General features: G+C 68.4%; 8 protein-coding genes. All 8 read left to right on the top strand.

Annotated features, from left to right (window positions below; translation table 11 throughout):
• A partial coding sequence (locus IEZ12_RS37750; RefSeq protein ID WP_229847267.1) for an ATP-binding SpoIIE family protein phosphatase occupies positions 1–1595 on the top strand: 1595 nt, incomplete at its 5' end.
• Positions 1596–1807: 212 nt separating this feature from the next.
• A complete protein-coding gene (gene typA / locus IEZ12_RS05830) occupies positions 1808–3712 on the top strand; it encodes a translational GTPase TypA (protein WP_100588851.1) in 1905 nt (634 codons plus the stop codon).
• Between the two features lie 346 nt (positions 3713–4058).
• A complete protein-coding gene (locus tag IEZ12_RS05825) occupies positions 4059–5687 on the top strand; it encodes a peptide ABC transporter substrate-binding protein (protein ID WP_189271086.1) in 1629 nt (542 codons plus the stop codon).
• A gap of 138 nt (positions 5688–5825) precedes the next feature.
• Positions 5826–6752 (top strand): ABC transporter permease, encoded by a 927-nt coding sequence (locus IEZ12_RS05820; protein WP_100588853.1) that lies wholly within the window; start codon positions 5826–5828, stop codon positions 6750–6752.
• Entirely contained in the window at positions 6745–7668 is a 924-nt protein-coding gene (locus tag IEZ12_RS05815; RefSeq protein ID WP_043915884.1) for an ABC transporter permease, read from the top strand. The genes IEZ12_RS05820 and IEZ12_RS05815 overlap by 8 nt, the downstream gene beginning before the upstream one ends.
• A 17-nt stretch (positions 7669–7685) precedes the next feature.
• On the top strand, positions 7686–8738 hold the full coding sequence (locus IEZ12_RS05810) for an ABC transporter ATP-binding protein (RefSeq protein WP_189271085.1): 1053 nt from the start codon (positions 7686–7688) through the stop codon (positions 8736–8738).
• Positions 8731–9753, top strand: coding sequence for an ABC transporter ATP-binding protein (locus IEZ12_RS05805; protein WP_189271084.1), 1023 nt, complete (start codon positions 8731–8733; stop codon positions 9751–9753). The genes IEZ12_RS05810 and IEZ12_RS05805 overlap by 8 nt, the downstream gene beginning before the upstream one ends.
• A 360-nt stretch (positions 9754–10113) precedes the next feature.
• Positions 10114–11739: a peptide ABC transporter substrate-binding protein gene (locus IEZ12_RS05800; RefSeq protein WP_189271083.1), complete on the top strand. Its 1626-nt coding sequence runs from the start codon at positions 10114–10116 to the stop codon at positions 11737–11739.
• The last annotated feature ends 68 nt before the right edge of the window (positions 11740–11807 follow it).

Below are 11807 nucleotides of genomic sequence, written 5' to 3'. Positions count from 1 at the left end.
TCGACCTGGAGACCACCGCCAAGGAACTGCTCGACGTGATCGTCCCGCAGTTCTGCGACGTCGCCACCGTCGACCTGTACACCGCGCTGCTCACCGGCGACTCCTCGCTCACCGCCAACCCGGAGAACGGCGAACTGCGCCGGGTCGCGGTCTCCAGCGTGGTCGGCAACGCCCCGTCGGTGCTCGGCGCCGAGCGCGGCGGCGTCCGGGTCGCCGAGGCCGGCGGCACGCTCTGCTACCCGCCGCGCTCCCCGCACGCCCGCGCGCTGCGCACCGGCCGCAGCGTCGTCCCGCAGCCCGGGCCCGACCCGCTGCTGCGCTCCACCCTGGTGGTGCCGCTGGTCGCCCGCGACCAGGTGCTCGGCCTGGTGCAGCTGTCCCGGGCGATCGGCAGCGAGCCGTTCGACGCCCGCGAGGTGGCGATCGCCGAGGAGCTGGTCGCCCGCGCCGCGGTCTGCGTCGACAACGCCCGCCTGTACCGCCGCGAGCACGAGCGCGCGCTGATCCTGCAGCGCAGCCTGCTGCCCCCGGGCAACCCGGCCGCCTCCGGCCTGGAGATCGCCCGCCGCTACCTGCCCAGCAACAACAACACCGAGGTCGGCGGCGACTGGTTCGACGTCATCCCGCTGCCCGGCAGCCGCACCGCCCTGGTGATCGGCGACGTGATGGGCCGCGGCCTGCGCGCCGCCGTCGCGATGGGCCAGCTGCGCACCGCCGTGCGCACCCTCGCGATGCTCGACCTGGACCCGGAGGAAGTGCTCTCCGCCCTCGACGAGATCGCTCGCGGCCTCGGCAACGACGACGCCGAACCGGACCGCTCCGGCGCCGAGGTCTACCTCGCCACCTGCGTGTACGCCGTCTACGACGCCGTCAAGCAGCGCTGCACCTTCGCCAACGCCGGCCACCTCCCGCCGGTGCTGCTCGTCCCCGGCCAGCGCGCCCGGATGCTCGACGTGCCGCCCGGCCTGCCGCTCGGCGTCGGCGGCGAGCCGTTCGAGGAGGTCACCGTCGACCTGCCCGAGGGCGCCGTCCTCGGGCTGTACACCGACGGCCTGGTGGAGTCCCGCAAGCACCAGCTGGACGAGGGCCTGAACGCCTTCCGCACCGCCCTCACCAACGGCTCCGACCGCCTGGAGGAGCTCTGCGACCAGGTGCTGGAGGAGCTCAACCCGCACCACGGCGAGGACGACATCGCCCTGCTGATGGCCAAGGTCCACGCGCTGCCCATGGGCTCCGTCGGCGACTGGCGGCTGCCGCCCGAGCCGACCTCGGTCGCCCGGGCCCGTGAGGCCGCCTGCGGCTGGCTGCTGGAGCGCGGCCTGGACGAACTCGTCGACACCTCCGAGCTGCTGGTCAGTGAACTGGTGACGAACGCCCTGCGGCACGGCCGCGGCGAGATCCGGCTGCGACTGCTGCGCGACCGGACCATGGTCTGCGAGGTCTGGGACGACGCCTACGCCCAACCGCGCCAGCGCCGCGCCCAGGAGACCGACGAGGGCGGCCGTGGCCTGCAGCTCGTCTCCCTGCTGGCCGAACGCTGGGGCAGCCGCCGCACCCCCAAGGGCAAGATCGTCTGGTTCGAGCTGGCGCTCTAGGGCTTGGCCTCGAACCGCCGTCCGTTCGTACCGGAAGCGGGTGCCGGGCCGTTGTGATCCAAACCTCCTCCGGCTGCCCGTTTCTGCTCCATTGCGGGCTTCCCCGTACGATGGGGAGAAGCCGAGGCATGTGCCGTGCCCGGTGGGTGGACCGGTGAATGCTGACGCGGGCCGGGCACCGTGACCCACGATTCCGGGAGAATCAGCGCCGCATGCCCACGCGCAACGACATCCGCAACGTCGCCATCGTCGCCCACGTCGACCACGGCAAGACCACTCTGGTCGACGCCATGCTCAAGCAGGCCGGTGCTTTCGCGGCCCACCAGCAGCTCGACGACCGCATGATGGACTCGAACGACCTGGAGCGCGAGAAGGGCATCACCATTCTCGCGAAGAACACGGCGGTCAAGTACCACCCCAAGGACGGCGGCGCGCCGATCACGATCAACATCATCGACACCCCGGGCCACGCCGACTTCGGTGGCGAGGTCGAGCGCGGTCTGTCGATGGTGGACGCGGTCGTCCTGCTGGTCGACGCCTCCGAGGGCCCGCTTCCGCAGACCCGCTTCGTGCTGCGCAAGGCGCTCTCCGCGCGCCTGCCCGTCATTCTGTGCATCAACAAGACCGACCGTCCGGACGCCCGGATCGACGAGGTCATCAACGAGACCTACGACCTGTTCCTGGACCTGGACGCGGACGAGGACCAGATCGAGTTCCCGATCGTCTACGCCTGCGCCCGTGACGGCGTCGCCTCGCTGACCAAGCCGGAGAACGGCACCGTGCCGGCCGACTCCGAGAACCTGGAGCCGTTCTTCTCCACCATCCTGGAGCACGTCCCGGCCCCGACCTACGACGAGGACGCCCCGCTGCAGGCGCACGTCACCAACCTGGACGCCGACAACTTCCTCGGCCGCATCGCGCTGCTCCGCGTCGAGCAGGGCGAGCTGCGCAAGGGCCAGACGGTGGCCTGGATCAGGCGCGACGGCTCGATCCAGAACGTCCGTATCTCCGAGCTGCTGATGACCGAGGCGCTCACCCGCAAGCCCGCCGAGGTGGCCGGCCCCGGTGACATCTGCGCCGTCGCCGGCATCGGCGACATCATGATCGGCGAGACCCTCGCCGACACCGAGAACCCGATCGCGCTGCCGCTGATCACCGTCGACGAGCCGGCGATCTCGATGACCATCGGCACCAACACCTCGCCGCTGGTCGGCAAGGGCGGCTCCGGCAAGGGCGCGGACGCCAAGTCCGCCGGCAAGGTCGACCGCAAGGTGACGGCCCGCCAGGTCAAGGACCGCCTGGACCGCGAGCTGATCGGTAACGTCTCGCTGCGCGTGCTGGAGACCGAGCGTCCCGACGCCTGGGAGGTGCAGGGCCGCGGTGAGCTGGCGCTGGCCATCCTGATCGAGACCATGCGCCGGGAAGGCTTCGAGCTGACCGTCGGCAAGCCGCAGGTCGTCACCCGCGAGGTCAACGGCAAGACCCACGAGCCGGTCGAGCGCCTCACGGTGGACGTCCCCGAGGAGCACATGGGCGCCGTCACCCAGCTGATGGGTATCCGCAAGGGCCGGATGGACAACATGTCCAACCACGGTTCGGGCTGGGTCCGGATGGAGTTCGTGGTGCCGTCCCGCGGCCTGATCGGATTCCGGACGGAGTTCCTCACCAACACCCGCGGCACCGGCATCGCGCACTCGATCCACGAGGGCTACGAGCCGTGGTTCGGCAACCTGACGACCCGTAACAACGGTTCGCTGGTCGCCGACCGCTCCGGCGTGGTCACCGCGTTCGCGATGACCAACCTGCAGGAGCGCGGCGTGCTGTTCACCGACCCCGGCACCGAGGTGTACGAGGGCATGATCGTCGGCGAGAACTCGCGCTCCGACGACATGGACGTGAACATCACCAAGGAGAAGAAGCTCACCAACATGCGTTCCTCGAACGCTGACGTGGCCGAGTCGATCGTCCCGCCGCGCAAGCTCTCGCTGGAGCAGTCGCTGGAGTTCTGCCGCGAGGACGAGTGCATCGAGGTGACCCCGGAGACCGTGCGCATCCGCAAGGTCGTCCTGGACGCCAAGGAGCGCGGCCGCACCGCGTCGCGCGCCAAGAAGAGCTGACGCCCGCCTGTTTTCGGCCGACCGGCCGGTGCCCCTCGGGGTGCCGGCCGGTCGGCTTTTTGGTGACGCTCCGTCACAAGCGGCCGAGGGCGGGCTGTTCGTTAATCGGACGTCACTGATCGTCATCCGTGACAACTGTCCGTTTCGCCCCTGTCTGGCTATGTCTGCAATGTCCGATTTTTGAGATTCATGCACCGTTCATGTGACCAAATTGAAATCCGTACTGGTCAATTCCGTATCCAAGAGTGACCGATAGTGGGTGCAGTCGAGCTCGGGTCGAGGCTCCTGCGCAGGGGTGCGCGCCAGGCCGCGAGCGATCTGCAACACGATTTCAGGAGGCACACCCATGCGCGGTGCCAGCCAGGCCAAGTGGGTTGTCGCAGCCGTCGCGGTCGCCCTCGCCGCTACCGCTTGCGGCAGCAGCTCGTCGGACGGCGCTTCCAGCGGACCGGCCAACGCCCAGGGCACGTTCAGCTACCAGAGCTCCGAGCCGCAGAACCCGCTCCAGCCCGCCAACGCCATGGAGGTCGGCGGCGGTCGTGTCATCAAGAACCTGTTCAAGGGTCTGGTGGACTACGACCCCAGCAACGGCAAGCTGCGCAACCAGGTCGCCGACAAGATCGAGACCACCGACGCGCAGAACTACACCGTCACCCTGAAGTCCGGCTGGACCTTCCACGACGGCACCCCGGTGACCGCGCAGTCCTTCGTGGACGCCTGGAACTGGTCCGCCAACACCAAGAACAACCAGATCAACTCCGACTGGTTCTCCGACATCCAGGGCTACGACGCGGTCCACCCGGACAAGGGCGACCCGACCGCCGAGACCATGTCCGGCCTGAAGGTCGTCGACGACACCCACTTCACCATCGCGCTGACCGGCCCGGTGTCGTACTTCGAGTACAAGCTCGGCTACACCGCTTTCTCGCCGCTGCCGAAGGTCTTCTACACCGACCCGGCGAAGTACGGCCAGTCGCCGATCGGCAACGGCCCCTACAAGTTCGTCTCGTGGGAGCACAACAAGGCGATCACCGTCGCCGCGTACGACAAGTACGCGGGCATCGACAAGCCGAAGAACGGCGGCATCGTCTTCAAGAACTACGCGCAGCCCGAGGCCGCCTACAAGGACCTGGTCTCCGACAACCTGGACGTGCTGGACCAGGTCGACCCGAGCGACCTCGCCTCCTACAAGAACGACCTGGGCGACCGCGCCGTCGACCAGCCCCAGGGCGCGATCCAGAACATCTCCTTCTCGCTCTACCAGGACTCCTGGAAGGGCCAGGACAAGGCCAAGGTCCGCCAGGGCCTGTCGATGGCGATCGACCGCGACACCATCACCAAGACGGTGCTCAACGGTTCCCGCCAGCCCGCCAACACCTGGGTCGCCCCGGGCGCCATGGGCTACAAGGACAACACCTGCGGCGAGGCCTGCACCTACAACCCGGCGAAGGCCAAGCAGCTGGTCACCGAGGGCGGCGGCGTCCCCGGCAACAAGATCACCGTCCTGTACAACGCGGACGGCGGCCACAAGGAGTGGGTGGACGCGGTCTGCAACTCCATCCGCCAGGCCACCGGCGTGGAGTGCGTCGGCGAACCGAAGCCGGACTTCAAGTCGGCCCGCGACCTGATCAAGAACAAGAAGGTCGACGGCCTGATGCGGACCGGCTGGGTGCAGGACTACCCGCTGAACGCCAACTTCCTGCGCGACGTGTACGGCACCGGCGCCGCGGCCAACGACGCCGGCTACTCCAGCCCGGAGTTCGACAAGCTGGCCGCCGAGGCGGACAAGGCCACCACGGTGGAGAAGACCGCCGAGCTGTACCAGCAGGCCGAGGAGCAGCTGGCCAAGGACATGCCGGCGATCCCGCTCTGGTACTACAAGACCACCGCCGGTTACTCGAAGAACGTGCAGAACGTGAAGTACGACTCGTTCGGCGACCCGGTCTTCACCCAGGTCGAGGTCAAGCAGAAGTAGCCGAGCCGGCACCGCACGGCTCGAACCGACACGGCCGGTGCCCGTCCCCGCCCCACCGGGCGGACCGGCGCCGGCCGTTGTCACGCCAAGAACTCTGATCGGGACGACGGCCCGTCAGAGCAGCAAATTGGAGGCACGATGGGGCGCTTTGTCGCGAGGCGACTGCTCCAGATGATCCCGGTGTTCCTGGGCACGGTCACGATCATTTTCTTCATGACCCGCATGCTGCCCGGTGACCCGGCGGCGGCGATGTGGGGAGACAAGGCCGCCGACCCCGCGCAGCTGGCCGCGTTCAAGCACCGGATGGGACTCGACGTCTCGATCGGGCAGCAGTACCTCAACTACATGGGCGACCTGTTCAGGGGAAACTTCGGTGAGACCCTGGCCGGCCGCAAGGTCATCGACGTCATCGGCGAGGCCCTGCCGGTCACCGTTCGACTGGCCCTGCTGGCCTTCGTCTTCGAGCTGGTGGTCGGCGTCGGCATCGGCCTGCTGGCCGGCCTGCGCCGCGGCAAGGCGTTCGACAAGGTCACCCTGGTGCTGACCCTGCTGCTGATCTCGATCCCGGTCCCGGTGCTCGGCTTCATCTTCCAGAACGTCTTCGCGATCCAGCTCAAGTGGATCACCCCGACCGTTCAGGACTCGATGAACCTCGGCCAGCTGATGCTGCCCGCCATCGTGCTCGGCTCGCTGTCCCTCGCGTACGTCGCCCGACTGACCCGCACGTCCATCGCGGAGAACGTCAAGTCGGACTACATGCGCACCGCGATCGCCAAGGGCCTGCCCCGGCGCAAGGTCATCGGCACCCACCTGCTGCGCAACTCGATGATCCCGGTGGTGACCTTCCTGGGCACCGACCTCGGCGCCCTGATGGGCGGCGCGATCGTCACCGAGGGCATCTTCAACGTCAAGGGCGTCGGCAACGCGCTGTACCACGCCATCAACCTCAACGAGGGCGCGACCGTCTCCGGTTTCGTCGTCGTGCTGGTGCTGGTGTACCTGGCCGCCAGCCTGATCGTCGACCTGCTCTACGCGGTCCTGGACCCGAGGATCCGGTATGCCTGACCTGATCGAGAAGACCGCCCCGGCGACGGGCTCCACCGAGCCCAAGCCGGAGAAGCCCCGCAGCCTCGGCTCGGACGCCTGGCACGACCTGCGCAAGCGGCCGATTTTCATCATCTCGGCGGCGCTGATCGTGCTGCTGATCGCCTTCGCGATCGCCCCCAGCCTGTTCACCTCGGTGGATCCGCGGGCCGGCGACCTGCGCCTGCACTACCTGAGCAAGCCGAACTACCTGCACTTCTTCCAGGCCGACTGGTTCGGCTACGACGGGCAGGGCCGGTCCATCTACGCCCGGATGATCTACGGCGCCCGCGCCTCCGTGGTGGTCGGCATCTGCGTCACCGCAGGCGTCACCGTCCTCGGCGGCCTGGCCGGCATGATCGCCGGCTACTACGGCGGCTGGGTCGACGCGGTGATCTCCCGGGTCACCGACATGTTCTTCGGCATCCCGCTGCTGCTCGGCGCGCTGGTCGTGCTGAACGCCTTCACCACCCGCACCGTCTGGTCGGTGGTCTTCGCCCTGGTCGCCCTCGGCTGGACCCAGATGACCCGTGTGATGCGCGGCTCGGTGATCACCGTCAAGCAGTCCGACTACGTGACGGCGGCCAAGGCGCTCGGCGCCGGCACCACCCGGATCATGTTCAAGCACATCCTGCCGAACGCGATCGCCCCGGTGATCGTGGTCGCCACCATCGCGCTCGGCGGTTACATCGCCACCGAGGCCACGCTGAGCTTCCTCGGCATCGGCCTGCAGGACCCGACCATCTCCTGGGGCATCGACATCAACTCGGCCCAGAAGGTCCTCCGTACCGCGCCGTTCGCGCTGTTCTTCCCCGCCGGCATGCTCAGCGTCACCGTGCTGGCGTTCATCATGCTCGGCGATGCGGTGCGCGACGCCCTCGACCCGAAGCTGCGCTGAGAGAGGCGGCCCGCACCATGACCACCGCACCCGAGAAGACCATCGCCGCGAAGGACCGCCTGGTCCCCGGCACCCCGCTGCTCGACGTCCGCGACCTGCACGTCGAGTTCAAGACCCGCGACGGCGTCGCCAAGGCCGTCAACGGAGTGAACTACTCGGTCGCGGCCGGCGAGACCCTCGCCGTCCTCGGCGAGTCCGGCTCCGGCAAGTCCGTCACGGCCCAGACCATCATGGGCATCCTCGACATGCCGCCCGGCCGGGTCACCGCCGGCGAGATCATGTTCCGGGGCCGGGACATGCTCAAGATGTCGAACGAGGAGCGCCGGAAGATCCGCGGCCGCAAGATCGCGATGATCTTCCAGGACGCGCTGTCCTCGCTCAACCCGGTGCTCTCCGTCGGCTACCAGCTCGGCGAGATGTTCCGCGTGCACGAGGGCGCCTCCCGCAAGGAGGCCAAGGCCAAGGCCATCGAACTGATGGACCGGGTCCGCATCCCCGCCGCCGCGCAGCGCGTGAACGACTACCCGCACCAGTTCTCCGGCGGCATGCGCCAGCGCATCATGATCGCGATGGCGCTGGCCCTGGAGCCGGACCTGATCATCGCGGACGAGCCCACGACCGCGCTGGACGTGACCGTCCAGGCGCAGGTGATGGACCTGCTCGCCGAGCTCCAGGCCGAGTACCACATGGGTCTGATCCTGATCACCCACGACCTCGGCGTCGTCGCCGACGTCGCCGACAAGATCGCCGTCATGTACGCCGGCCGGATCGTCGAGACCGCGCCCGTGCACGACCTCTACGCGCGGCCCGCCCACCCCTACACCAAGGGCCTGCTCCGGTCGATCCCACGACTGGACCAGAAGGGCGAGGAGCTCTACGCGATCAAGGGCCTGCCGCCCAACCTCTACAAGGTCCCGGCCGGCTGCGCCTTCAACCCGCGCTGCGACGTCGCCACCGACCTGTGCCGCACCGAGATCCCCGCCCTGCACCAGGTCACCGACCGGGACGGGGCCGAGCTCGCCGGCCGCAAGAGCGCCTGCCACCTCTGGAAGGAGACCCTCCATGGCTGAGCCCATCCTGGAGGTCCGCGACCTGGTCAAGCACTACCCGCTCACCCAGGGCGTCCTCTTCAAGAAGCAGGTCGGCGCGGTCAAGGCCGTCGACGGCGTCTCCTTCACCCTCGAAAAGGGGGAGACGCTCGGCATCGTCGGCGAGTCCGGCTGCGGCAAGTCCACCCTGGCCAAGGTCCTGATGAACCTGGAGCGGGCGACCGCCGGCCAGGTCCTCTACAAGGGCGAGGACATCTCCCGGCTGTCGGGCGCCGCGCTCAAGGCCGTTCGGCGGAACATCCAGATGGTGTTCCAGGACCCGTACACCTCGCTGAACCCGCGCATGACGGTCGGCGACATCATTGGCGAGCCGTTCGAGATCCACCCGGAGGTGGCGCCGAAGGGCGACCGCCGCAAGGCCGTTCAGGACCTGCTGGACGTGGTCGGCCTCAACCCGGAGTACATCAACCGGTACCCGCACCAGTTCTCCGGCGGCCAGCGCCAGCGCATCGGCATCGCGCGCGGGCTGGCGCTCAAGCCCGAGGTCATCATCTGCGACGAGCCGGTCTCCGCGCTCGACGTCTCGGTGCAGGCGCAGGTGATCAACCTGCTGGAGCAGCTCCAGACGGAGTTCGAGCTCTCCTACATGTTCATCGCGCACGACCTGTCGATCGTCCGGCACATCTCCGACCGCGTCGGCGTGATGTACCTCGGTCGGATCGTCGAGATCGGCACCGACACCGAGATCTACGACCACGCCACCCACCCCTACACGCAGGCGCTGCTGTCCGCGGTACCGGTGCCCGACCCGACCGGCCGCGAGGGCCGCGAGCGGATCATCCTCTCCGGCGACATCCCCTCCCCGGCGAACCCGCCGTCCGGCTGCCGCTTCCGCACCCGCTGCTGGAAGGCGGAGGAGCGCTGCGCGACGGAGTCGCCGCTGCTCGCCGCCCCGAAGCTGCTCACGGGCGGGGCCAAGCACGACTCGGCGTGCCACTTCGCGGCCGAACGCGAGGTCGCCGGCGCGGCCTTGTAGGCGACAGACAGGACGCGCACCGACAGGGGCGCGTGGGGGTACCTCCCGGCCCGCTAGGGCTGGGGGAGAACCGCGCGAAGCGGAAGGCAGCCAACCGCTGGGTCGCGACGAGGGCAATGACTTGCACTTGATCGCGACCTGGCTGACGGGCGCCTTCCGCTTCGCGCAGTTCCCCGCGCCCCTGTTTTCGCTCCCACCTGCGTTTCGCTCCCACCTGCATTTCGCGCCCGCCCTGCGTTTCGCGCCCGCCCTCCCCGGTTGCGCACCCTTGGGCCGTCCGGAGTCATCTCGGTCGCGTCGCCGCTACGCGGCACTTCTCATGGGGTGAGATGCGTCATACGCCCTTGAGGAGGAGGCTCCATGCCCGCAGGCACCCGTGTGCGCTGGGCTGTCGTCAGTGCGACCTCTGTGGCCCTGATGGCCACGGGTTGTGGTGGTGGTGGCAGCAGTTCGAGCGGCGGTTCGTCGGACGCCAGCAAGACGTTCACGTACCAGAGCAGCGAGCCGCAGAATCCGCTGCAGCCGGCCAATGCCAACGAGACCGGCGGTGGGCGGATCGTGCAGAACCTGTTCAAGGGGCTGGCGGACTACGACCCGTCCAACGGCAAGCTGCGGATGCAGGTCGCGGACACGATCGACACCAGTGACGCGCAGACGTACACCGTGACGATGAAGTCGGGCTGGACGTTCCACGACGGTACGCCGGTGACGGCGAAGAGTTTCGTGGACGCCTGGAACTGGGCGGCGAGCACCAAGAACAACCAGATCAACAGCTCGTGGTTCGGGGACATCCAGGGCTACGCGGACGTCCACCCGCAGAGCGGCAGTCCGACCTCGGACACCATGTCGGGGCTGACCGTGCAGGACGACACGCACTTCACGATCAAGCTGACCAACAAGGTCTCGTACTTCCCGTACAAGCTGGGGTACGTGGCGTTCTCGCCGCTGCCGGAGGGGTTCTACAAGGATCCGGCGGGCTACGGGCAGAAGCCGGTGGGCAACGGGCCGTACGAGTTCGTCAGCTGGGACCACAACTCGCAGGTGGCCACCAAGACGTTCGCCAACTACCAGGGTGTGGACAAGCCGAAGAACGGCGGCGTGGTGTTCAAGATGTACACCACCGCGGAGGCGGCGTACGCGGACCTGCAGTCGAACAACCTGGACGTGATGGACCAGGTGCCGCCGTCGGCGCTGGCGAACTACAAGAACGACCTGGGCGACCGGGCGATCGACGCCCCGCAGGGTGCGATCCAGAACGTCGGCTTCACGCTGTACCAGCCGGAGTGGCAGGGGGCGGACAAGGCCAAGGTCCGGCAGGGCCTGTCGATGGCGATCGACCGGAACACCATCACCAAGACGGTGCTGCAGGGCTCGCGGGCGTCGGCGTCGGCGTGGGTGGCCGAGGGCGTGGAGGGCTACAAGGCCGGAACGTGCGGGGACTTCTGCACTTACAACCCGGACAAGGCCAAGCAGTTGATCCAGGAGGGCGGCGGCGTCCCCGGGAACTCGCTGAAGATCACCTACAACGCGGACGGCGGCCACAAGGAGTGGGTGGACGCGGTCTGCAACTCGATCCGGCAGGCGACCGGGGTGAACTGCTCCGGTGACCCGAAGACCGACTTCAAGACCGCCCGGGCGGCGATCACCGGGCACCAGATCAACGGCATGTTCCGGACCGGCTGGGTGCAGGACTACCCGCTGAACGCGAACTTCCTGGCGGACGTGTACCGCACCGGTGCGGCCTCCAACGACACCGGCTACTCCAGCCCGGAGTTCGACAAGCTCGCCACCGAGGCCGACCAGGCCGCCTCGATCCAGGACACGGCGACCGGCTACCAGCAGGCCGAGGCCCAGCTGGCGACGGACATGCCGGCCATCCCGCTCTGGTACTACCGGACGAACTCCGGTTTCTCCACCAAGGTGCAGAACGTGACGTTCGACTCCTTCGGCAATCCGGCCTGGACCCAGGTCGAGGTCAAGGGCTGATCCCGTTCGACGCCGGCCCCGCCCTCCCCGCACGGAGGGCGGGGCCACGTCAGTCACCTTTTTTGGAG

It is taken from the genome of Kitasatospora griseola, assembly GCF_014648555.1.
Taxonomy (GTDB): Bacteria; Actinomycetota; Actinomycetes; order Streptomycetales; family Streptomycetaceae; genus Kitasatospora; species Kitasatospora griseola.
This window is presented reverse-complemented; position numbering and strand designations above follow the sequence as displayed.

What these genes read in the sequence shown, in the direction of transcription:
- typA (WP_100588851.1), top strand. Translation starts at nt 1,808, where the DNA reads ATGCCCACGCGCAACGACATCCGCAACGTCGCCATCGTCGCCCACGTC.
- IEZ12_RS05825 (WP_189271086.1), top strand. Translation starts at nt 4,059, where the DNA reads ATGCGCGGTGCCAGCCAGGCCAAGTGGGTTGTCGCAGCCGTCGCGGTC.
- IEZ12_RS05820 (WP_100588853.1), top strand. Translation starts at nt 5,826, where the DNA reads ATGGGGCGCTTTGTCGCGAGGCGACTGCTCCAGATGATCCCGGTGTTC.
- IEZ12_RS05815 (WP_043915884.1), top strand. Translation starts at nt 6,745, where the DNA reads ATGCCTGACCTGATCGAGAAGACCGCCCCGGCGACGGGCTCCACCGAG.
- IEZ12_RS05810 (WP_189271085.1), top strand. Translation starts at nt 7,686, where the DNA reads ATGACCACCGCACCCGAGAAGACCATCGCCGCGAAGGACCGCCTGGTC.
- IEZ12_RS05805 (WP_189271084.1), top strand. Translation starts at nt 8,731, where the DNA reads ATGGCTGAGCCCATCCTGGAGGTCCGCGACCTGGTCAAGCACTACCCG.
- IEZ12_RS05800 (WP_189271083.1), top strand. Translation starts at nt 10,114, where the DNA reads ATGCCCGCAGGCACCCGTGTGCGCTGGGCTGTCGTCAGTGCGACCTCT.